The sequence below is a fragment of the Stappia sp. BW2 genome (genome assembly GCF_008107695.1).
Classification (GTDB): domain Bacteria; phylum Pseudomonadota; class Alphaproteobacteria; order Rhizobiales; family Stappiaceae; genus Roseibium.
On record NZ_VIRG01000066.1, the window covers coordinates 1,122,098 to 1,144,913 of the forward strand.

19 protein-coding genes are annotated in these 22,816 nt (G+C 59.8%); 7 read left to right on the plus strand and 12 right to left on the minus strand.

The genetic code is table 11. The features are described 5' to 3' along the window. Position 1: 1 nt before the first annotated feature. Both ctaD and coxB read right to left on the minus strand, forming a co-directional pair. On the minus strand, positions 2–1,597 hold the full coding sequence (gene ctaD / locus FMN63_RS16625) for a cytochrome c oxidase subunit I (protein ID WP_148585225.1): 1,596 nt from the start codon (positions 1,595–1,597) through the stop codon (positions 2–4). Between the two features lie 77 nt (positions 1,598–1,674). Continuing rightward, positions 1,675–2,646, minus strand: a complete 972-nt coding sequence (coxB, locus tag FMN63_RS16630) for a cytochrome c oxidase subunit II (protein WP_148585226.1) — start codon at positions 2,644–2,646, stop codon at positions 1,675–1,677. Between the two features lie 575 nt (positions 2,647–3,221). On the opposite strand from coxB, the gene FMN63_RS16635 reads away from it, so the two are divergent. Continuing rightward, positions 3,222–3,704, plus strand: coding sequence for an invasion associated locus B family protein (locus FMN63_RS16635; RefSeq protein WP_286192691.1), 483 nt, complete (start codon positions 3,222–3,224; stop codon positions 3,702–3,704). Positions 3,705–3,795: 91 nt separating this feature from the next. Here the strand turns inward: FMN63_RS16635 and FMN63_RS16640 are convergent, their stop codons facing one another. Next, a complete protein-coding gene (locus tag FMN63_RS16640) occupies positions 3,796–5,589 on the minus strand; it encodes a monovalent cation:proton antiporter-2 (CPA2) family protein (protein WP_148585227.1) in 1,794 nt (597 codons plus the stop codon). 241 nt (positions 5,590–5,830) lie between these two features. Between FMN63_RS16640 and FMN63_RS16645 the strand changes: the two genes are divergently transcribed. Further along, the gene (locus FMN63_RS16645; protein WP_209001146.1) at positions 5,831–6,505 is read left to right on the plus strand and encodes a hypothetical protein; all 675 of its coding nucleotides are present in this window, start codon (positions 5,831–5,833) and stop codon (positions 6,503–6,505) included. An 11-nt stretch (positions 6,506–6,516) separates the two neighbouring features. Here the strand turns inward: FMN63_RS16645 and FMN63_RS16650 are convergent, their stop codons facing one another. Both FMN63_RS16650 and tldD read right to left on the minus strand, forming a co-directional pair. Continuing rightward, positions 6,517–7,131 (minus strand): HAD family hydrolase, encoded by a 615-nt coding sequence (locus FMN63_RS16650; protein WP_148585228.1) that lies wholly within the window; start codon positions 7,129–7,131, stop codon positions 6,517–6,519. Between the two features lie 19 nt (positions 7,132–7,150). After that, complete coding sequence (gene tldD / locus FMN63_RS16655) at positions 7,151–8,575, minus strand: metalloprotease TldD (protein WP_148585229.1); 1,425 nt, start codon at positions 8,573–8,575, stop codon at positions 7,151–7,153. 307 nt (positions 8,576–8,882) lie between these two features. On the opposite strand from tldD, the gene FMN63_RS16660 reads away from it, so the two are divergent. Continuing rightward, complete coding sequence (locus FMN63_RS16660; RefSeq protein WP_162530072.1) at positions 8,883–9,098, plus strand: DUF2093 domain-containing protein; 216 nt, start codon at positions 8,883–8,885, stop codon at positions 9,096–9,098. A 26-nt stretch (positions 9,099–9,124) separates the two neighbouring features. On the opposite strand, the gene lpxK is transcribed toward FMN63_RS16660, so the two are convergent. Genes lpxK through FMN63_RS16690 form a run of 6 tightly spaced genes read right to left on the minus strand, consistent with a single transcriptional unit; the run spans position 9,125 to position 14,620 of the window. Continuing rightward, positions 9,125–10,147 carry a tetraacyldisaccharide 4'-kinase gene (gene lpxK / locus FMN63_RS16665; RefSeq protein WP_148585231.1) on the minus strand — a complete coding sequence of 341 codons (1,023 nt, stop codon included), beginning with the start codon at positions 10,145–10,147 and terminating at the stop codon, positions 9,125–9,127. After that, on the minus strand, positions 10,144–11,460 hold the full coding sequence (locus FMN63_RS16670; RefSeq protein WP_148585232.1) for a 3-deoxy-D-manno-octulosonic acid transferase: 1,317 nt from the start codon (positions 11,458–11,460) through the stop codon (positions 10,144–10,146). The genes lpxK and FMN63_RS16670 overlap by 4 nt, the downstream gene beginning before the upstream one ends. Beyond that, a complete protein-coding gene (locus FMN63_RS16675; protein WP_148585233.1) occupies positions 11,453–12,151 on the minus strand; it encodes a lysophospholipid acyltransferase family protein in 699 nt (232 codons plus the stop codon). Before FMN63_RS16675 ends, FMN63_RS16670 begins: the two co-directional genes overlap by 8 nt. A 31-nt stretch (positions 12,152–12,182) precedes the next feature. After that, positions 12,183–12,422, minus strand: coding sequence for a DUF4170 domain-containing protein (locus FMN63_RS16680; RefSeq protein ID WP_148585234.1), 240 nt, complete (start codon positions 12,420–12,422; stop codon positions 12,183–12,185). Between the two features lie 34 nt (positions 12,423–12,456). After that, the gene (locus FMN63_RS16685; RefSeq protein ID WP_148585235.1) at positions 12,457–13,290 is read right to left on the minus strand and encodes a 3'(2'),5'-bisphosphate nucleotidase CysQ; all 834 of its coding nucleotides are present in this window, start codon (positions 13,288–13,290) and stop codon (positions 12,457–12,459) included. Further along, positions 13,277–14,620, minus strand: a complete 1,344-nt coding sequence (locus FMN63_RS16690; RefSeq protein ID WP_148585236.1) for a TldD/PmbA family protein — start codon at positions 14,618–14,620, stop codon at positions 13,277–13,279. The genes FMN63_RS16685 and FMN63_RS16690 overlap by 14 nt, the downstream gene beginning before the upstream one ends. Before the next feature lie 443 nt (positions 14,621–15,063). On the opposite strand from FMN63_RS16690, the gene FMN63_RS16695 reads away from it, so the two are divergent. After that, a complete protein-coding gene (locus tag FMN63_RS16695; protein WP_209001147.1) occupies positions 15,064–15,654 on the plus strand; it encodes a DUF6101 family protein in 591 nt (196 codons plus the stop codon). A gap of 51 nt (positions 15,655–15,705) precedes the next feature. On the opposite strand, the gene ubiA is transcribed toward FMN63_RS16695, so the two are convergent. Then, positions 15,706–16,662: a 4-hydroxybenzoate octaprenyltransferase gene (gene ubiA / locus FMN63_RS16700; protein WP_148585237.1), complete on the minus strand. Its 957-nt coding sequence runs from the start codon at positions 16,660–16,662 to the stop codon at positions 15,706–15,708. Positions 16,663–16,962: 300 nt separating this feature from the next. On the opposite strand from ubiA, the gene purD reads away from it, so the two are divergent. The 3 genes from purD to FMN63_RS16715 all read left to right on the plus strand — a co-directional run bounded on the left by purD (position 16,963) and on the right by FMN63_RS16715 (position 22,802). Further along, positions 16,963–18,240: a phosphoribosylamine--glycine ligase gene (gene purD, locus FMN63_RS16705; protein WP_148585238.1), complete on the plus strand. Its 1,278-nt coding sequence runs from the start codon at positions 16,963–16,965 to the stop codon at positions 18,238–18,240. A gap of 103 nt (positions 18,241–18,343) precedes the next feature. Beyond that, positions 18,344–19,264: an alpha/beta fold hydrolase gene (locus FMN63_RS16710; protein ID WP_148585239.1), complete on the plus strand. Its 921-nt coding sequence runs from the start codon at positions 18,344–18,346 to the stop codon at positions 19,262–19,264. Between the two features lie 409 nt (positions 19,265–19,673). Continuing rightward, positions 19,674–22,802: a sensor domain-containing protein gene (locus FMN63_RS16715; protein WP_148585240.1), complete on the plus strand. Its 3,129-nt coding sequence runs from the start codon at positions 19,674–19,676 to the stop codon at positions 22,800–22,802. Positions 22,803–22,816 lie beyond the last annotated feature (14 nt).

Consider the following 22,816-nt stretch of genomic DNA (forward strand, 5'->3'; position numbering starts at 1 on the left):
ATTACTTGATGCGCGGCAGAGTCTCGAACTGGTGGAACGGCGGCGGAGAAGACAGGGTCCACTCCAGGGTCGTTGCGCCTTCGCCCCACGGGTTGTTACCGGCAACGCGCTTCTTGGAGAACGCTTCGAAGATACCGAAGAGGAACACCAGAACCGCAAAGGCTGAGATGTAAGAACCGATGGACGATACGAAGTTCCAGCCGGCAAACGCATCCGGATAGTCGACATAGCGGCGCGGCATGCCGTTCAGACCCAGGAAGTGCTGCGGGAAGAACACCAGGTTCACGCCGACGAAGGTGATCCAGAAATGGGCCTTGCCGATCGTCTCGTTATACATGTAGCCGAACATTTTCGGGAACCAGTAGTACCAGGCCGCAAAGATTGCGAACACGGCACCCAGCGACAACACGTAGTGGAAGTGAGCAACCACGTAGTAGGTGTCGTGGAACGAACGGTCGAGACCGGCGTTGGCAAGCTGCACACCCGTCACCCCGCCAACGGTGAACAGGAAGATGAAGCCGATTGCCCAGACCATCGGCGTGCGGAACTCGATGGCCCCACCCCACATGGTCGCAATCCACGAGAAGATCTTCACGCCGGTCGGAACCGCGATCACCATGGTGGCAGCCACGAAGTAGGCCTGCGTCTCGGAGGACATGCCGACGGTGTACATGTGGTGCGCCCACACGATGAAGCCGACGACGCCGATGGCGACCATGGCGTAGGCCATGCCCAGGTAACCGAAGATCGGCTTGCGCGAGAACGTGGAAATGATGTGGCTGATGATGCCGAAGCCCGGCAGGATCAGAATGTACACTTCCGGGTGACCGAAGAACCAGAACAGGTGCTGGAACAGGATCGGGTCACCGCCACCGGCAGGTGCAAAGAACGTGGTGCCGAAGTTACGGTCGGTCAGCAGCATGGTGATGGCACCAGCCAGAACCGGCAGAGACAAGAGCAGCAGGAACGCGGTGATCAGCACGGACCAGGCAAACAGCGGCATCTTGTGCAGGGTCATGCCCGGCGCGCGCATGTTGAAGATGGTCGTGATGAAGTTGATGGCACCGAGGATCGAGGAAGCACCTGCGATATGCAGGGCCAGAATCGCCAGGTCCATTGCCGGTCCGGGCTGACCGGAGGTGGACAGCGGCGGATAGATGGTCCAGCCACCACCGACGCCGTTGGAACCCGGAGGACCTTCAACGAAGAGGGAAAGAAGGAGCAGCAGGAAGGCCGGCGGAAGCAGCCAGAAGGAAATGTTGTTCATCCGCGGGAACGCCATGTCCGGCGCACCGATCATGATCGGCACGAAGTAGTTGGCGTAACCGCCGATCATGGCCGGCATCACCATGAAGAAGATCATGATAAGGCCGTGAGCGGTGGTGAACACGTTGAACAGGTGCGGATCTCCGAAGATCTGCATCCCCGGCTCCTGAAGTTCCATCCGCATGCCGACGCTGAGCGCGCCGCCAACGATACCTGCCATAATAGCGAACATCAGGTACATGATACCGATGTCCTTGTGGTTGGTCGAATAGACCCAGCGGCGCCATCCGGTCGGATGGCCATGTGCCGCATGTGCTTCGGTCGCAGCCATTTTGGGCTCCCTCTTTCAGACTTTCTCAGCGGCGCTGCATGACATCGCGCGCATCGCCAAACAGGATCGCCGCCGCATTATCTCGCGGCGACAGAGATCTCTTCCACCTTGCCTGCGGCAGCCACTTTCTTCGCATCTTCAATCGACGCGTACAGCTGCTCGTTTGCAGTGTCCAGGTCGTCCTGAGCGGCACTTGCCCAGGTCTGGAACTGATCCTTGGAAACCACCCGGATCGCGATTGGCATGAAGGCGTGTGCCTTGCCGCACAGTTCTGAACACTGCCCGTAGTAGACACCTTCCTCGCGAGCGTGGAACCACGTCTCGTTCAGACGGCCCGGAATGGCATCGATCTTGACGCCGAAGGACGGCATCGCGAAAGAGTGGATCACGTCCTCGGAAGTCACCTGAACGCGGACCGTGGTGTCGACCGGAATGACAAGATCATAGTCGACAGCCAGCAGGCGCGGAACCTGTTTCAGCGTGACGCCACGAGCATCCGCAACTTCCTGACGATCTGCCAGATCCTTTGCAGGGTCGAGAGGATCTCCAACCATGAGGGAGTCAAAGGAGAGTTCGCCCATGTTTTCATCGGTGTACTCATAGCCCCAGTACCACTGGTAACCGGTTGCCTTGATTGTCATGTCGTATTCGGGAATGTCCAGTTCCTTGTAAAGCAACCGGAAAGACGGGATCGCAATCACGACCAGGATCAGGATCGGCGCAACCGTCCAGACCACTTCGATCATGGTGTTGTGCGAGGTCCTGGACGGAACCGGGTTCTTCTTCGCGCTGAAACGGGTCGCGCAAACGATCAGCAGCGCCAGCACGAACAGCGTGATTACGGTGATGATCACCAGGGTGAACCCATTGAACCAGGTAATGTCGTCCATTACATCGGTGACAGAGGACTGAAAACCCAACTGCCATTCCTTGATACCGGACTCCGCTGCCAGGGCCGCCGTCGACACTCCAGCAAAAGTTGCCGCCGCACCGGCCATAGTCATGAGACGCTTGAAGACTGCCTTCACGTCCGCGCTCCCTTCCCTCATCCGCCTTAAATGGCGGAAATGCTAAATTTCCGGACTCAGATCCGGTCCAATCCGCTGCGGCAGTAGAAGGCTTGGCGGAACCGCACAAGCCGAATCTGCTGCGTCCTGGCGTTGGACAAGGTCATGAGTTTGACCGGACTATAACCACAAACTCATATAAAGGGCGATGGCTACCATCGGGCATAGCGGCGATGTGCCGCATCAATCCACCGACACCTTTGTGCCGCACAAAAACCACAAGAAACGCCGGGCTGCAACGGAATTTCCAACTTTTCACAGCCCTCGGATGCGCCAGGCCTTTTGACACGGGTCAAAGACATACGAATTTTCGACAAGAATTGCGTTTATTCCTGCGCTTCCTGAGCCGCCGGACTGGAAACGTGCGCCGTCATGCGGCAATGTCTGGCCTTGAATTACACTTTGATTCGCCAAACGGGCCGCTTCTTTTTACCAAGATGGCCAGTAGCGAACCGGACAACGTTTGACTGGAGGATTTCTTGTCAACCCAATTGCCGCAGTCACCGGCTGCCCGCCCCAACGGTCGTTCCAGACTGTCTTTTTCCAAACTCGCGGCCATTGCCGGGATCGTCTGCAGCTCGTTGACATACGGAAATCTGCCCGCCGCGGCACAAGGCGAGGTCCGTTCGACTCACGGCGACTGGCAAATGCGCTGCGACACGCCCCCCGGCTCTACCGGCGAGCAGTGCGCGCTGATCCAGAACGTCACCGCCGCCGATCGTGAAAACGTCGGCTTGTCGGTGATCATTCTGAAAACCGCCGACAAGCAGGCTCGCATTCTCAGGGTTCTGGCACCTCTTGGCGTGCTTCTGCCGTCAGGCCTCGGCCTGAGGGTCGACAATGCCGACATCGGCCGCGCCGGCTTCGTCCGCTGCCTGCCGAACGGCTGTATCGCCGAGGTTATTCTGGAAGAAGATCTTCTGAGCAAGTTGCAGGCCGGATCACAGGCCACCTTCATCATCTTCCAGACCCCGGAAGAAGGAATCGGCATTCCGATCTCGCTGAACGGTTTCTCTGCGGGCTTCGAAGCCCTGCCCTGACCGGGACCACCGCAGACAGCAAACATACAAAAGGCGCCCCTGCGGCGCCTTTCTTGTATCCAGGCACCGGCGCCGATGCGCCGCTGGAAGCTTATTCCGCAGCTGGCGCGTCGGGGGCCTTGGCCTCCAGTGTCCGGCGCGGTGTCACCTTGTGAAGCTTGTCCGCACCGGCAAACATGCCCTCGCGCAATTGCTGGGCAAGGCGCTCCTCGTCCCGGTCGCGCACGTCTTCCTCGATCTGGTCGATCCGGTCGAGCGGGGTTCCAAGCGCTTCCAGCGCCGCGCGGCCGAAGACCACGCTTGATTCAAACGTCTCGCGAATCTGGAAATCCACGCCACGCTTGGTGAGATCCAGCATATGCGCGCGGTCTGTCGCACGGCAGAAGATCAGGGTATCGGGAAAGCCTTCGCGAACGAGATCGATTGCCTTGCCCATCACCTTGTCGTTTTCAATGCACATGGCAACAAGCGCCGCCTTGCCGGCACCGGCCGCCGCCAGCACATCGGCCCGCGTGGCATCGCCGTAATACACCTTGTAGCCCTGCTTGCGGGCATAGGCGATCCGGTCCGGCCGGTTGTCGATTGCCGTGATCTCCAATCCCTCTGATGTCAGGATCTGGGCAACCACCATGCCGAAGCGGCCAAAGCCGATCACCAGCACAGTGGGCGTTGCTTCCTCGAAGGTTTCAATGGATGGATTTTCAACACCCCGTGCCTTGACCCTGGCGGCCAACCGGTCCAGCCCGAGACAGGCGACCGGTGTCAGCAGCATGGTCAGGACAACTATCGCGTTCAGCTGGTTGACGTTCTGGTAGGTCAGCAGGCTTTCGCCAACGGCCGCGGTGAACAGCACGAAGGCGAATTCTCCCCCTTGTGGCAGGGTAACGGCAATGCGCATGGCATCCGAATTCGGCGAGCCGGTGCCGCGCGACAGAGCCCAGAGAAAGATGCCCTTCACCCCCATGACGCTTAGCACGCCAATGGCGAGGATTTCCCAATCGTTCATCACCAGATAAAAATCCAGCGACATGCCGACAGCGACGAAAAACAGCCCCATCAGCAAAGAGCGGAAGGGCTCGATATCCGCTTCCAGCGTGTGCCGGAAACTCGATTCGGCCAGCAGCACACCGGCCAGGAAGGCCCCGAGCGCCATGGAAAGGCCGACCGCGTGCATGATGCCGGCGCTGCCGAGGGCGACCAGAAGCGCCGCCGTCAGCATGACTTCGCGAGCCCGGCTTGCCGCCAGCAACAGAAAGATCGGCGAGACCAGATACCGGCCGGCAAGGATAACGGCGGCCACTGCCGCCAGAACGATCATGATTTCACTCAGGATCTGGGTGTAGGTGGACGGGCCTTCCCCCGGCGCCAGGATCGCAACCATCGCCAGAAGCGGCACGATGGCGATGTCCTGAAGCAACAGAATGCCGAACGCCCTCTGACCGTAGGAAGAGGACAGTTGGCCGCGTTCCTGCAGGATCTGCAACGCAAATGCCGTGGATGAGAGGGCAAGGCCGAAACCGGCCACCAGAGACGTCGTGAAGGAATAGCCGGCGAACCGCCCGATGGCATAAAGGCTGATACCTGTGAGCAGCACCTGGGCGGATCCAAGACCGAAGATATCACGCTTCATACGCCACAGTTTATGCGGATCAAGCTCCAGACCGATGACGAAGAGCAGCAGGACAACACCCAGTTCGGCGACATGAAGCACATCCTCGCCAGACCCCAGAAGCTGAAGACCGTGCGGGCCGATCACGGCTCCGGCGGCGAGATAACCGACCACCGAGCCAAGCCCCAGCCTTTTGGCGATCGGAACCGCGACAACCGTTGCCGCCAGAAACACGATCGACTCAGCGAAAAACGGAGGGGCTCCTTCTGCTGCCATTCCTTCTCCTTAGCCGTTAGATCCCGCCTGTTCGCCTGTTTCCGACCAGCAAATCAGGACCTTTTCAAACATATCAGAGAATACGCTCCATCCCTTCAACAAATCCAGCGCAGGCAACAGAAAAGTGCTTTATTTTCAATCAAAGCACGCCCCCATGCGCCAAGATCTGCTCAACTTGATTGCAAGCTGGAAATTTGCCGCTTAGCCTTGCGGGAAAGCCGGTGAAACAGCTTGAAAGACAGTGAACCCTCTGCAAGCTGGCGATTTTCACCTGCCCTCCAACAGGGACCTCACACACAGCATGTCCGGCCTGTTTGCCTCAATCGACGCTGCCCGCCTTGCCTGCGGGTTTCTGACCCTGTCTCAAATGATGGAGGCTCTTGAAGGAAATCACGTTCTGGATCCCTTTTCCACGCTGATATCGGCAGGTGTATCGGCCGGGAAACACAATATCTTTTACCCAGGCGTCACGCTGAAAGCCTTATCCGGGCATAAGATAATCCTTGCCGACGACAACTGCGTGCACTCGGGAAGCCATTTCGAAGCCGCGACCGGCAACATTCTGATTGGCAGCAACAACCAGTTTGGTGAAGGCGGGTTTACTGCCAAGGCCAACAGGCCTGGCGCGGAAATCCGGATCGGCAGTCATGGCCGCTACCTGAACAATCCGGCCTTGTTCGGCAGGTGCGAGTTAGGCAACGGCAGCCAGATCCTCGGCAGTATCACCGTCGATGGCTGTACGCTGGCGGACGGAGGCTCCTATGAGGAAGATGATCCGGACCTCAGGGCCGGACTGCTGAAAGGCAGCGGCATCGCCAGAAATCTGACCGTGGCCCGCGGCATGGTCATCGCCGGCAACGGGACGTTCAGCGCGGACGACCTGCTGCCTCAGAGCCACTTTCACCCGAAACCCTGACAGGCGGCCAGTCAGAGCAGCTTGCAAGCCCTCAAAAACGTTTCAAGGCCGTCGGCGGTCTTGTAGTGATGGCCGGTCAAGCCCGCGCTTTGCGCACCTTCCACATTTTCCTCACGGTCGTCGACAAACGCGCTTACTTCAGGATGGTAGCCATAGCGACTGCAGATGCGCTCATAGACGAGAGGATCGGGTTTACGGGCGCCAAACTCCGCCGAGACATGGGCCTTCTCGCCGAATATCTCGATGGTCTCCGGCGCGCAGACCGGCAAGGCATCCTTCAACAGCATGCCGTTGTTGGTGAGAAGCGCGATGTCCGCCGTCGTCTTCAACCTGCTGACCAGCGACAGCACGTCCGGCCGTGCGCGCATCATTTGACAGCGTACATCCGCCCAAGTTTCGAAGTCGATCGGAAACCCGAGCAGCCTTGAAAATTGCTCCAGATAGGCTTCGGCCGTTGCAGGTTCCCCTGCCTCAGCCGCATTTTCATGCGGGCCACCCCAGACCGATTGGTCGATTTCGGCAGCGGGCCGCCCCGTCAGCTCTTCAAGCAGCTTCAGGCGGATCTGGTGATCGTAGTCGTAGAGCACCAGATCCATATCGAAGATAACGAATTTGATTTCAGGCATAGGTCCACTGCCAGCCTTGTCAGACTGCCGTTCCGCCTATGGTCATGGCATTGATGCGCATGGACGGCTGGCCGACGCCGACTGGCACGCCCTGCCCCTGCTTGCCGCATGTGCCCATGCCGGGGTCGAGCTTCATGTCGTTGCCGATCATGGAAACGCGTGTCAGCGCATCCGGTCCGTTCCCGATCAGCATTGCCCCTTTCACCGGCGCGCCGACCTTGCCGTTCTGAACACGATAGGCCTCGGTGCAGGAGAACACGAATTTTCCGGAGGTGATGTCGACCTGACCGCCGCCGAAGGACACCGCGTAAATGCCGTCCTTGACTGACGCCAGGATCTCGTCCGGGTCCTTGTCACCGGCCATCATCACCGTGTTGGTCATGCGGGGCATGGGAATGTGGGCATAGGACTGCCGGCGTCCGTTTCCGGTCGGCTCCATGCCCATCAGACGGGCGTTCTGGCGATCCTGCATGTAGCCTTTCAAAATGCCGTCTTCAATCAGCACCGTCCGGCTGGAAGGCGTGCCTTCGTCGTCCACCGTCAGTGATCCGCGACGATCGGCAATGGTGCCGTCGTCAACGATGGTCACGCCCGGTGAGGCAACGCGCTGGCCCATGAGGCCGGCGAACGCGGAGGTTTTCTTTCGGTTGAAGTCGCCCTCAAGGCCGTGGCCGACGGCTTCATGCAGCAGGATGCCCGGCCAGCCCGGCCCCAGCACGACATCGAAAGTGCCTGCGGGGGCGGGAACCGCTTCCAGATTGACGAGCGCCTGACGCAGCGCCTCATCGACGCCGCCCTGCCAGTTTTCCGTGGTGATGAATCGCTCGAATCCTTCACGGCCACCGCAACCGAAAGAGCCGCTTTCCTGGCGTTCGTCATTGCCGGCGACGACGGAAATGCTCAGCCGCACCATCGGACGGACGTCGCGGACCAGATGACCGTCTGCGCGCAGGATCTCGACCACCTGCCAGGATCCGGCAAGCGACGCGGACACCTGCCGCACGCGCGGATCTTTCGCCCGTGCATAGGCATCGATTTCCTGCAGAAGCTTGACCTTGTCCTCGAAGCTCGGTCCGCCCAGCGGATTGGCATCCGTATAGAGCGTCTGGTTGGTGCGTGCGGGGGCTGAGGCGTAGCTGCCCGAATAGCCCTTCTTGACGGCGCTGACCGCATCGGCGGCCCGTTTCAACGCCCCTTCGGAAATATCGCCAGCGTGAGCGTAGCCGGCAGCTTCGCCGGCAACCGCACGGAGGCCGAAGCCCTGCGCGGTGTCGTAATTGGCTCCCTTCAGACGACCATTATCGAACACGAGCCCTTCGCTTTGCCGGTATTCGACAAAAAGCTCACCGTCATCCGCGCCATCAAGTGCGTCCTGGGTGATCCGCCTTGCCGTTTCGAGCCCCAGGCCTGAAGATTCGATAAGATCGGTCGTGGAAAGGGTCATCTGTCTGTCCTGATTTCGCCCGGATCGTCTGGCCGGTGAAGCTCACGCTGCCAGGCCGGGCAACTTGGTTGTTTCTTCCAACATAAGTGTTTTGGCGCGCAATTCATCCCATAAGCGGAGAATTCCACTTGCCAATTCCGCAAGTCCCCAAACTCTCTTGCGTGACGATCATCAAGTGCCCTGCGGGCTTTCAGCCCGAAATGACTGCTATGGGACATGCGCCTGGCAAAGCTTTGACTTGCCCTCACCTGCCAGTCTGCCATAAATGCTACCAAGACATCCCGATGAACCGACAGCCAAACAGCAGATCATGAACCGTTACGAAAATCCGCGCATCCCGCACGAAGCCCGCGTCCGTTACCTGGACGGCGACTATCAGGTGGAAACACCGGGGACCTTCGTACGCTGCGCGGTGACCGGAACAGCGATTCCGCTGGACGAACTGAAATACTGGTCTGTCGCGCGGCAGGAAGCTTATGTCGATGCCAATGCATCCATGAAGCGGTATCTGGAAACGCGCTGAGCGGCTTCTGGCAAGGTGCGGCAGCTTTATTTACCGAACTGACGCCGCCGCAGTTGTTCCTTGATGAGTGTGACGAGCCTGTCTTCGTCGTCGATTTCCATTCGCACTTCCAGTACGGCTGCGCTGGATGCGATCCAGTGGAACAGCTCTCCCGTTGTGGTTTCCAGCCGTGCCATGTCCTTTGACGTCGTCACCAGCTTGAACCCGGATGCCTCGGCTTCGGTCAACAGCGCGCGCACATCGGCTTGCGTGTAGGGATGGTGATCGGGAAACTCCCGTGTTTTCTTCACGTCGTAACCAAGCGTTTTCAGCGTATCGAAGAATTTCTGCGGCCGGCCGATACCGGCGAAGGCAAAGAGCCTCAATCCGTCCAATTCGTCGTTCGGCTGCGGCCGCATATGTGCGTGCAGGATTGGCAGCCCCTTGCGCCCGGCCAGATGGATCGCTTCTTCAGCCGCATCGCCCTCGCCCACCAGAACCAGGCAGTCGGCCTTGACGATCTGCTTCGCCGCCGGAGCCCGCAAGGGCCCGGCAGGCAGGCATTTGCCGTTGCCAAAACCCACACTGCAATCGACCAGCACCAGGCTGAGGTCTTTCTCCAGAGCCGGGTTCTGAAATCCGTCGTCCATCAAAAGAACATCGATCGGCTGCTGTTCGGCAAGCCGAGCGCCTGCAGGCCTGTCGGCAGAAATCACGGTTGGACCGTATCTGGCCAGCAACAAGGCTTCGTCACCAACCACATCGGCATCGTGAAGACCGGCATCGACGAGCAGCGGCCCCTTGGCCTTGCCGCCATATCCGCGCAGAAGAAAACCGGGGTGCAGGCCCTCTTCCTGCAAACGGTAGAACAGCTCAATGGCAAAGGGCGTCTTGCCGGTGCCACCGACCACGAAATTGCCGACACAGATGACGGGCAAACGGCTGCCGGCTTTCGGTTTCTTCAACATGCGCCGTCCAGAGACGAGGCCATAGATCCAGCCCACCGGCGATAACAGCCAGCTTGCCAGCGTCGATCCCGGCTTCCACCAGAAGTCAGGCGCCGTCTTCATGCACGTTCTCGAGACAGTGGATTATCGGGCGCCGGGCCAGTTTTTCCGAGCATGGGTTGAAGCACCCTCAGGGTTTCGACCAACGCACCGCGTCCGGCCTCAACCAGGGCTCTGGCTGTTTCCGCTTGCACCCTTGCTTTTTCCGGGTCGCGCAGGAGACTGCCGATGCGCTCCGCCAGATTTTCCGGCAGCTCCGCCTTCAGCGAAGCCTGCCGGCTCCAGAAATCCTTGTAGACGGCCCGGGCGTTTGCCACGCGCGGCCCAGTGACCAGCGCCGAGCCCGAAAGCGCGGCTTCCACCGGGTTATGACCGCCTGCATCGTTGAAAGAACCACCCAAAAACGTCACCGGTGCCAATCTATAAAAAAGTCCCATCTCACCCAGTGTATCACCGAGATAGACATCTGTGTCTGTTTCGATTGCCTGTTCCAGACTTCTGCGTGCCGTGCGAAGGCCCCGATTTTCGATGAGGCCTGCAATATCATCTGCACGGGCAGGATGGCGCGGCACCAGAATGAGCAACAGTTCCGGAAATTCCTCGCACAGGCGGCCATGGGCCTCCAGCACGATTTCGTCCTCGCCGGGGTGCGTCAAAGCGGCGAGCCAGACCGGACGCCCTGCTGTCTGCGCCCTCAAGGCGGCTGCCTGGTCTTCATCCACTGCCGGCTCCGGTGCGTCATATTTCAGGTTACCGGGCGTTGAAACGTTGCCGCAGCCCAGAAGACGGAACCGCTCACCATCGGCGGCGCTTTGCGCCAGAACCAGATCGAGGCACCGAAACAGATATCCCGAAATACGCGGAAACCGCGCCCAGCTTCGGTAGGACCTGTCCGACAGGCGGCCGTTCAGCAGAACGAAGGGCGTTTGGCGCGCGCGCATCTCGTCAAACAGGCAGGGCCAGATTTCGGATTCGACCACCATCGCCAGATCCGGCGCCCAATGGTCGAGAAACCGGGAAACCGGGCCGGGTGCGTCAAATGGCATGAACTGGTGGAGCGCACCCTGGGGCAACCGGCTTTGCGCCAGTTCCGCCGCTGTCACGGTGACAGTGGTCAGCAGCACCTGTTGCCCGGATGCTGTGAGGTCCTCGACCAGCGGCAGCACGGACATGGTTTCGCCGACACTGGCGGCGTGGATCCAGACAAGTGATCCAGCGGGGCGGCCTGTAGCCGTCCGGCCAAAGCGCTCGCCCTTTCGGGTCGGCACTTCCTTGCCGGACCGGCTGCGAAACCAGAAGAGAAGATTGAACAGAGGCGTAAGGGCCCGGGCAAGCCCTCTGTAGAGAGTGAAGACGAGAGGGCGCCGGTCAGCCATCCGCCCTTCCGACCAGCTCATACGCCCGTTTCGTCGCCTGATTGAGCCCTTCCTCGACCTTGAGGCGATAATCCTCAAGGGTTTCGTCGTCCGCATCGGCGGGCACCCAGATAAGATCGTTTACCGCGATGCTGCCACGGCCGAAAGGCAGGTTGACGCTGGCCTTGTCCCAACTGTTGAGCTCGATGCTGCGGCTGGTGGCCACGGCCACCGGCAGCACCGGGCGGCCCGAATGCTTGGCCAGCTGAACGATGCCGACGCCGGACTTGCGGGCCGGGCCTTTGGGCACGTCCGCCGTCATCGCGATGGAATAGCCTTCCTTCAGCGCGCGCAGCGCCTCGATGAAACCGCGCATGCCGCCGCGCTTCTTGATCTGGCGGGCATTCTTGCCGCCGGAGGCACGGATCAGACCCAGGCCGAGCTTGCGGGCCGCAATTGCGTTCACCTCACCGTCGGCGGAGCGGGAGATCATCACCTTGGCCGGCCAGTGGGCCGGCTTGGCGAAAGGCACCATGAAGTGCTGCCCGTGCCACATGGCCACGATCACCGGCAGATCCTTTTCGGACTGTTCGTGGACGCCCTCCGGCTCGATGACGAACCGATTGGTGCGATAGACCAGCTTGAGGTATGCGGCCATCAAGGTGCCGATAGTGGACAGAACCCAGGGCTGGCGTCCGAGGCGTTTGATCATTTGGTGTTGTCGCCTGAAAGAGCTGCCCGCCTTAAGAAGCCGATTCCGGATCAAGCAAGCGGTGCATGTGGACGATGAAGTAGCGCATATGCGCATTGTCGACCGTCGCCTGTGCCTTGGATTTCCAGGCTTTGTAGGCTTCGGCATAATTCGGATAGATCCCGACGATATCCAGATCGTCCAGGTCCCGGAACGTCAGCCCTTCCGGTGAATCCAGCTCGCCGCCGAACACAAGATGAAGGAGCTGTTTCGGAGTATCGGTGTCACTCATGAATTTCCTCGCTTTCGTCGCTGCAGCCGTGCCGCTAACCGATTAGATCGTCGAGCACGTCGCGCACAGGCCCGATCAGCGCAACAGGAGCTGCGATCAGGGCCGGGTGGCCGGTCTTGGCGCGGTTGTAGATCAGGTTCCGGCCCGACAGGTCGGTCAGTATACCGCCCGCTTCCTGCACCAAAAGATCCGCCGCTGCAAGGTCCCAATCGCTCGGGCCTCCCCGCGCGGCGCCGACATCGACCCGTCCTGCAGCAACGACGGCCAGCCGATAGGCCAGTGAGCGCAGGATTTCCGCACCGACAAATCCTGCATCCACAACGTCCCGATTGGCGACGATGGAATGTGGTCCCGTCAGCGTCGCGCCGGAAAGGTCTGTCCGGTCCGATACCGCCAGTCGAGATCCATTGAGCCAGGCTCCGCCGCCTGCGCGGGCCAGGAACATCTCGTCCCGGCGCGGACAGAAAACCGAACCGGCAATGGGACGGCCGGCCTCAACCACGGCAATTGCCACGGTCCATTCGTCTCCCCCTGCCAGGAAGGCACGCGTGCCGTCAATCGGATCGACTATAAACACGCGCTCGTGGTTGAGGCGGCTCCGGTCGTCTGCCGTTTCCTCCGACAGCCAGCCGTAGTCTGGACGGGCAGAACGCAGATAATCGGCGAGAAACCGATCCACTGCCAGATCGGCCTCTGACACCGGCGACATGCCCGCCTTGCCCTTGAACCAGGTCTCGGGATCCTGACCGAAGAAGCCCAGCGCGATATCGCCAGCCTGGCGCGCGGCCGTTTCCAGCAGGCGCAGATCTGCGTCCCGCCCCGCTTCGTCCAGTTTGATGTCGGCCGATCCCTTGTCAGCTTCCGGCAAGGGCCATTCCTTCGATCATCACCGACGGGGTGGCAGCAGAGTAGCGATTGTCCAGATCGCTGCCGGGAACCAGCCGTGCGAACATGTCCTTCAGATTGCCTGCAATGGTGATTTCGCTGACGGCTTCGACAATCTGTCCGTTCTCGAACCAGAAGCCGGCTGCGCCGCGGGAATAGTCCCCGGTGAGGCCATTCACGCCGTGACCGATCAGATCGGTGACCAGCAGACCCTGCCCGGCGTCCGCCATCAGTTCCTCCAGCGATTTTTCGCCCGGCATCAACGTGATGTTGGTTGCCCCTGGGGATGTACCGCTGCCGCTGCGGTGGGCCCGGCCGTTTGGCGTCAGCCCCAATTCACGGGCGGAAGCCCCATCCAGGAACCAGTGGCGCAGGATACCGTCTTCAATGACATCGAGACGTTCCGCGCGTGTTCCTTCTCCATCGAACGGGCGTGTTGCGGCACCCCGGCGCTTGAACGGGTCATCCACCACCTGAATGCCCGGAGCAAAAACGGCCTCGCCCATCCGGTCCCTCAGGAAACTGGTCTTGCGCGCAATCGCCGCCCCGTTGATAGCCCCGACAAGGTGGCCGAGAATACTGCGGGCGGCGCGTGATTCATAAATGACGTTGGCGGTGCGGGTCGACAGTTTGCTCGGGTTCAGGCGGCGAACCGTTCTTTCGCCTGCCCTGCGGCCGATTTCCGCCGGCGCTTCCAGATCCTCGAAGAAGGTGCGGCTGTCGAAGTCGTAATCCCGCTCCATGCCGGTGCCTTCGCCGGCAACGGCTGTCATGGACATGCCATAGCGGGACGACATATAGGAGCCTTCAAACCCGTGGCTGGTCGCCAGGACAACCCCGGCAAGGCGCCAGGAAGCCCCCGCGCCACCAGACTTGGTGACACCTTCGACGTCCAGACCGGCGGCTTCCGCTTCCAGCGCGATCTGCGTCAGATCCTCAGCGGTCATTTCCCTGGTGTCCAGAAGTTCAAGGTCCGGGAATTCCTTCACGAGAAGATCCTGGTCGGCGAGGCCGGCATAAGGATCTTCCGGGGCGACCTTCGCCATTGCGACGGCGCGTTCGGCGAGGCTTGCCGGATCGTCGAGCCGGTTGGCGGATACAGCCGCGGTGCGCTTGCCGACGAACACCCTCAGGGTCACGTCATCGCCTTCAGCGCGCTCGGTTTCCTCTACCTTGCCTTCGCGGACATCGACCGACAGCGAAACCCCGGTAACCGCAATCGCATCGCAGGCGTCAGCTCCGGCCTTGCGGGCTGCTTCCACCAGACGGGCCGCCCGGGATTGCAGTTCGCTTTGATCAATCAGTTCCGACATCGTGTCCGCTCTCTCGTCTTCTGGTTCGGCAGTTGTTTACGCTCCGCACGGCTGTGCTGCAACTGCCGGGGCTGTTTGCGGGCAATCCGGCTGCTGCAGGACGTGCAAGCCACGGGAGTTTTCCCCTGACCGGCTGCAAATGGGATTTTACATCCGTATCGGCAAGAGGTTGCAATGCCGCAACCCTGCGACGGGTTTTCGTAATGATGACGGCAGGATAGGCGAGATCGGGACAAAGCGCGAAATTCAGTCTCAGGTTGTATTTCGCCACTTCTGCCACACGACTGAACAAGATGTTACCCGCCTGCTTACATTCCAGTAACCCTCTTATAAATCAGACTTTTTTAACTCTGTATCTTAAGTGGTTCACGACTTTTGTTCCGTACATTGAAACACATCGAGAGACCAAAAAGGTCCGACCTAAAGGTCCGGTGGAGAGTCATTTGAGACGTCAAACAGAAATACAGGAAATGGTAGCAACCGGGGCCGGCACGAATACGATGCCGCACCCCGGTTGCCTTCCGGCCCACTTCGAGCAACGCCTTGAAAACCGGCCGGGCACTCCTTCCCTGCCAGCCGAAATTTTTCTGGATCGCGACAGGGCGGTCATCAAGCGGCGGGTAGCCGGTGTTCCGGTGACGGTGGTGGTGCCTGCACAAGGTTTCGACGGTGTCATGGTCCGGATTGTTCCGGGGGCAGTGCCAGGCGAAATCGTTGCGGCCCTGATCCTGAAACATCCCGACAGCGCGCTGTCGATCACCCTTGCGGAAACAGAGAAATCCGACGACCTGGCTGTTCTTTGGAGCCGCTGGGCCCAGGTTTTCAACCTGCCGATGCTGGTGTGCGACCTTGGTGGAAAGGTGAAGCCGATCGAAGCCTATAGCGCCGTTCCGGCATCCAAACCTGCGCCCCGGCGCAAGCTTCGCCTTTTGACCGGCCGCCGGCCACGCTTCCTGAACCGCCGTCTTCCCGGCAGACAGCAGCCTGCGGCAACCGTTCATGCCAACGAACGCGAGATTATTGCCCGCACCTGATGGTGCGGACAAAGATTTCTTGAAAGGCCCCGTCGTACGGGGCTTTTTTCGTTACAGCGCGCCGATCATTGCATCGGCGACGAAGCCGAAAAACAGGATCCAGCCATAGGTCGCGTTGGAACGGAACAGCTGCAGGCACTGATCGCCATCGTCAATATCCAGTACCGCGATCTGCCATCCAAGATGCACAACGCCGGCCAGAATGCCGACAAAGGCGGCCGGACCGGCATCAGCAAACATCGCCGCCATGAAAAACAGGACCGTTGCACAACTGTAGAGCCCGATGAGGGCCAGCTTGGTGTGCTCACCAAAGAGACGGGCCGTCGACTTCACCCCTACAAGGGCATCGTCTTCCTTGTCCTGATGGGCGTAGATGGTGTCGTAGCCGATCGTCCAGCAGATGCCGCCGGCGTAAAGAAACACGGGTGACCAGGACAGCGAGCCGAAAGCGGCTGCCCACCCCATGAACGCCCCCCAGGAAAAGGCAAAGCCCAGAAACAACTGCGGCCAGTTGGTGATGCGCTTCATGAATGGGTAGATCGCGACCGGCAGAAGCGAGGCAATGCCGAGCCAGATCGTGAAGGTGTTGAACTGCAGCAGCACCGCCAGTCCGACCAGCGCCTGCACCACCAGAAAGATCTTTGCCTGAAGCTTGCTGACCTGCCCCGCCGGGATCGGCCGTGAGCGGGTCCGCTCTACCTTTGAATCGATATCGACGTCGACAACGTCGTTATAGGTGCAGCCCGCACCGCGCATGGCGACCGCGCCGATGAAAAACAGAACCATATGCCAAAGGTCCGGCCAGGCCTTTCCACCGGCAATTGCCGCCAGTGCCGCCGACCAGAAACAGGGCCACAGCAAAAGCCACCAGCCGATTGGACGTTCCCAGCGGGCCAGGCGGGCATAGGGGCGCAAGCCAGCGGGCAACCGCGTATCCACCCAGTGCTGTTTGACCGCATCCGCAACCGGCCCCGTGTCGTTCGTGGAAAACACTTTCGATCCGTCCATTTGTCGATTGTTCGGCGGAAACGCTTCCGTTTTCCGCTCTTCTCCGGTTCTTTTAGCGACATTCGGCAGGAAATTCATCCCGCAAGACGTCACAGAGGCGCTATCGCGAAGCTGTCATTAGGGCGAGTGAGCATCTGGGGATGCGGATCTGAAGAAGGACATCAATGTCTAATGCCGCGTCACGGCGGCATGCTGACCGGCGGAAACGTGCCATTGCCTGCACCGCCAATTGCGGTATGCGACCCTCCGTGTTAGGTGACGGCCCTCCTGCTTCCATCTTTACGAAGAGACTGCCCGTTTATGAAACTTCTCCTGATCGGATCCGGCGGCCGCGAACACGCGCTTGCCTGGGCGCTGGCAAAATCTCCAAAACTGACCAAGCTCTACGCAGCACCCGGCAATGCCGGCATTGCCGAGGTCGCCGAGCTTTGCAACCTGGACACCGCGGATCATCAGGCGGTGGTCGGTTTCTGTCGTGACCATGACATCGACTTCGTCGTTGTCGGCCCTGAAGCCCCGCTTGTGGCTGGCCTCGTTGACGATCTGGAAGCAGCCAGCCTCAAGGCTTTCGGTCCGTCGAAAGCGGCAGCCCAGTTGGAAGGCTCCAAGGCCTTCACCAAGGGTGTCTGCGACGAAGCGGATATTCCGACAGCCGGATACGGCCGCTTCGACACCGCAGAAGATGCACTCGCCTACGTTCGCGAACAGGGCGCTCCGATTGTCGTCAAGGCGGACGGGCTCGCGGCCGGCAAAGGTGTCGTGGTCGCCATGACCCTGAGAGAAGCCGAGGACGCGGTGACGGCCTGTTTCGAGGGGTCCTTCGGAGAGGCCGGTGCGGAAGTCGTCATCGAGGAATTCCTGGATGGCGAGGAAGCAAGTTTCTTTGTGCTGTCCGATGGCACCAATGCACTGCCGCTGGCCACCGCCCAGGACCATAAGCGCGCCTTTGATGGCGACGAAGGTCCGAACACCGGCGGTATGGGCGCCTATTCGCCAGCGCCCGTTCTGACAGACGCGCTGATTGCCGAGGTCATGCGCACCATCATCGAACCGACCATCGCAACGCTTGCCAAACGCGGCACGCCCTTCAAGGGCGTTCTCTATGCGGGTCTGATGATCGGCGAGAACGGCCCGAAGCTGATCGAATACAATACGCGTTTCGGCGATCCGGAATGTCAGGTGATGATGATGCGCCTGAAAAGCGATCTCCTGGAGCTGTTGCTTGCCAGCGCCGAAGGCCGGCTCGACCAGACGACAGCCGACTGGCGCGACGAAGCCGCATTGACCGTCGTCATGGCCGCCAAGGGCTACCCGGGCAGCTACGACAAGGGCACAGAGATTCGCGGTCTCGAAACGGCCGCGACGGACGACGTAGCCGTTTTCCATGCCGGCACCAAACGCGACGGTGCGCAGATCCTTGCCAACGGCGGACGTGTCCTGAACGTCACGGCCGTCGGCGCCACCGTTCGCGAGGCGCAGCAGCGTGCCTATGAGCGCATCCGCGGCATCGACTGGCCGGAAGGTTTTTGCCGAAGCGACATCGGCTGGCGCGCCATCGCGCGGGAAAGCGAAGGCTGACGCAGGCCGTTTTCCCGAATTTACGGCATTTGCGCTTCCGGGACTTGGCGCGCGCGCAGTATCAAAGCTAATCTCCTCTCCAGCGCAGGCTGGGGAGGCAAACGTGGAAAACGACTTGCCGGATCTTTTTCCGGAGTTCGACAGCATCACTGTCGACGTCAATGACATGCGCCTGTTCTGCCGGACTGGCGGATCCGGGCCACCGCTGCTCTTGCTGCACGGATATCCGCAATCGCATGTCTGCTGGCACAAGGTGGCCCCGCAGCTTGCCGAACATTTCACGGTCATCATGCCGGACCTGCCGGGGTATGGCCTTTCGTCCGTCCCGCCGTTGTCGGCCGATCATGCCGCTTATTCCAAGCGAAACATGGCAGCAGCCATGGTCGAACTCATGAAGGCTCTGGGCCACGCGACCTTCATGCTGGCCGGACACGACCGCGGTGGCCGCGTGGCTTACCGACTGGCGCTCGATCATCCCGACGTGCTCACGAAGGTTGCCGTTCTCGACATTCTGCCAACCTGCGACTACTGGGACCGGATAGACAGGCTGTTCGGCCTGAAGATCTATCACTGGATGTTTCTGGCCCAGGCGGCACCTTTCCCGGAAAACATGATTTCTGCCGCGCCTGTGGCGTTTCTTGATCACACGCTGGCAAGCTGGACCGCCGCCAAGGATCTTTCCTGCTTCTCCAAAGAGGCCATGACACACAATCGCGACTGGTTCAGCGAACCAGACCGGGTGTCAGCCACCTGCGAGGATTACCGCGCAGGGGCGACAATCGATTACGAGCATGATCGTGCAGACCTCAAGGCTGGAAAAAAAATTCAGCCTCCGCTGCTCGCCCTGTGGGGAAGCAGAGGCATCGCCACCAGCGTCGATGATCCGCTTGAGGTCTGGCGAAGCTGGTCCGCGAGCGCGACCGGCGAAGCTCTTGGCTGCGGGCATTTCCTCCCTGAAGAAGCCCCACGGGAAACGGCCGGAGCCTTGATCGCGTTTTTCAAAAACACGCCAAGCGGGTCTTGAAATTGCTTACCTATTTAGGATTGCCACCCCACTTAACGTAACGGGAGTGCATTGTACGGTGACATGGATAGAGATGATCACCGAACAACATTTAAACTATTTTCACTCGCGCCTTTTTCATCAGTTCACGAACGAATACAGCTCAGAACAAGACAGTGAAATCGAAACTTCTCATCGTTTTTTCTTAATGCCCTTTAACAGACACATTTAAAACAATTTAACTAATAAGGCCTATTGAGAAAATTGGCAGTGATTGTTTACCTAATAACACCGTACCGGGTGGCCATAACAAAAAGTGAACTGTCCTTGCCAAGAAAAGAGGAGCTGCGGCTGCTCGGGGGAACAGATGCAACGCGTGGGCAAGCAAAAGTCATGGCCAGGGACGGACTCAGGCGACGAGGCATCGCGCATGCATGCGCGTGGCCAAGGCCCGAGTGCCCTTGTTGACCGGCTTCTCGCCCGCTGGTGCAAGGATGAAACCCGCTTTGAAAAACCGCTTCGCGCCGTCTTTCTGTCGTTTCTCTGCCTGACGGTTGCTGTCCTCACCTTTCAGAACGTTGTCACGGAATATCGCACGCTCAGCGAACCGCAGGATCTGATCGTGCGCACGACCGAGCGGTTGCTGATGCACCAACGGTCGCTGGGAGAGCAAGCGCTGGATCAGGCAGTCAGCGTTGTCAGCGCCGACACCGACTTGCAGACCGCCATTCGCAAGAGAGATGCGGCCAACATCAAGGCCGTTGCCGACAGGGTTTTTGCCGGGAAGGCAGCAGATCTCCACATAGCGGAGTTGACCATTTTCTCCGCCAACCAGGAGATCATCTATCGCGCCCAAAGCAACGTTTCCACAGTCCGGAACGCCGGCACTTTTGAAACCGAGTTGAACTCCAGAAGGTTTCGGGATGTCGATGCAATCGAACTCGGCCCGGATAACGAATTTGTCGTCAGTGTGTTCAAACCATGGCACGTCGACGGTACCCGGATCGGATATCTGAAGCTTGCGATCAACATCGAACAATCGCTGGCGCTGGCCAGCTCCGCGGTGAATGCACAGATCGTCAAGGCTTTCGAGGTCCTCGATGCCGATGACACCAGCGCCGTTCACTACAAGGTTCTAGGCGACCTGGCGCCGACCGGCTTCGACTTCGACAAAGTCACGTCCCACGGTCATTTCGACGGCTTCAGCAGTTTCACCCTTCAGGACAACAAGGTCTTCATGGTTCGAGACCTGCCGATTACGATCGTCAGTCCGAACCATGACGTGAAACTTCTGCTGGTGAAGGACATCACCAACAACATCTGGGCATTTGCCAAGGGGACCTCGCTGTCGCTGATGGCGGGTGTCGGCCTGGCACTGCTTGCCTGGACCGTGGTATTCCGCCTGCTGTCCCGTCTTCAGTCTTCCGTCCAACTGACGCGTTCCCGTCTTGAGGCAGAGGTTCAGGAGAATACCCGCAAGCTGGAAAGCAGTTCGCAGCAGCTTATCGAAGCGCAGCGGATCGCCCATGTTGGCAGTTGGGAACTGGACATCACGGCAAACGAAATTCTGGGATCCGAGGAATTCTATCGGGTCATGAAAATTCCGCCGGGCCTTCCGGCAAACGAAATCCAGCGCTTTGTGTTTTCCCGCATTCCCGAAGCGGAACGACAGACAACCCTGGACACAGTCACGACCGCCCTGAAGACCTGCGGTGAATTCGACATCGAACACTCCATGGTGCATGACGACGGCAGTACCCAGTATGTGCACGTTCTCGGTTACGTGTTTTCAGGCCCTGGTGGCAAGGCTGCCAAGCTGATCGGCACCATTCACGACATCACAGATCGCTGTCTGGCCGAGCGCAAGAACCATCTGCTGGCACATATTCTGGAGTCTTCGCTCAACGAGATCTACATTCTGGACTCGTCAACGCTGCAGATCGAATATGCCAACCGCTGCGCCCTTACCAACCTCGGCTACACTCTGGAAGAGCTGAAGCTCCAGAAAATCGGTGATATCGATCCCGTTTACGATCAGGACACGGTCCGCCTGCATGTCGCACGTCTGCTGAAGGGCCACAAAGACAATCTGTCGGTCGAAAGCGTTCACCGGCGCAAGGATGGCAGCGAGTATCCGGTCGACCTCAAGGTGCAGGTTCTCCGCGACCAGGACCGTGATCTGCTTGTGGCGATTGCCAATGATGTGTCGGAACGGGTGCAGCGGGAAAACGAAACCCGCGACGCCAAGATACGGGCCGAACGTCTCGCCTATTTCGATCCCCTGACGAAACTGTCCAACCGCGCCGGCTGCCAGCGCGATGCGAAGGAACGCTTTGCTCGTCGTGAAAAGCCGGCCTTCCTGATTCATGTCGACATGGACGGGTTCAAGCGGGTCAACGATACGCTCGGTCATCTTGCGGGCGATCAATGTCTGGAAGAAACCGGGCGCCGGCTTCGCGAAGTCTGCCGGGGGCTGGGCACAGCCTATCGCTGGGGCGGAGACGAGTTCGTCATCCTGGCGGAACAGGGTACGTCGGACCCGAACGAGCTCTTCGAACGGGCTCGCCGCATCATGCGGATGCCGATGGAATTCAACGGCAGCAGGTTCTGGCCGACTGTCAGCATGGGGCTGGCACTCTGCCCGGACGATGGCCACGACTTCGACACGCTTCTGGTCAATGCGGACCTTGCCCTTTATCAGTCCAAGGAAAACGGCAAGGATCGCTATACATTCTTCCGGCCGGACATGCGCACCGACAGCGAAACGGAAGCGCAGATCGAACTGGAACTGAGGGACGCGGTCAAGAACGATCAGTTCTTCCTCGAGTTCCAGCCGCAGGTCAATCTGCGCACCCAGGCCGTCACAGGCGTCGAGGCGCTTGTGCGCTGGCAGCATCCCGAGCGCGGCACCGTCTCCCCCGGGGACTTCCTGCCTGTGGTGGAAAAATCCGGGCTGGCTCCGATCCTTGGCGAGATTGTCATCGACAAGGCCTTTGCCGCCGCCAGAAGCTGGATCGACCGGGGGATCGACTTCGGCCGCATCTCCGTGAACGTTTCGCCCTCGCATCTCTCGTCCGGACTGCTGCTCGAGCACTTCAAGGCCGGTATGGAAAAACACAACATCGGACCGGACCGGATCACCGCCGAGGTGCTTGAATCGGTGTTTTTGAACGACAACCGGTCCGGACACCTGGCGGCGCTGCGGGAACTTTTCGAACTCGGTGTCCATATCGAGCTCGACGACTTCGGAACCGGGTATGCATCGCTTTCCCATGTCTCCGATCTGCCGATCAACGGGCTCAAGATCGACCGCTCCTTCACCCGCCAGATGCTGCAGGACTCGAAAAAGGAAGTGATCGTCAACCAGCTCATCCACCTGGCCAGATCGCTGGATATCGGTATCGTCTGTGAAGGCGTGGAGACCGATGCCCAATACGACCGTTTGAGGATGATGGGCGATTTTTCGATCCAGGGTTTCCTGATCGCCCGGCCAATGCCGTTCCAGCAGGCGACGGACTGGATGTCGGAAGCCACGGATGACCTGTATTTCGTGATCTGATAGTGCCTGGCACC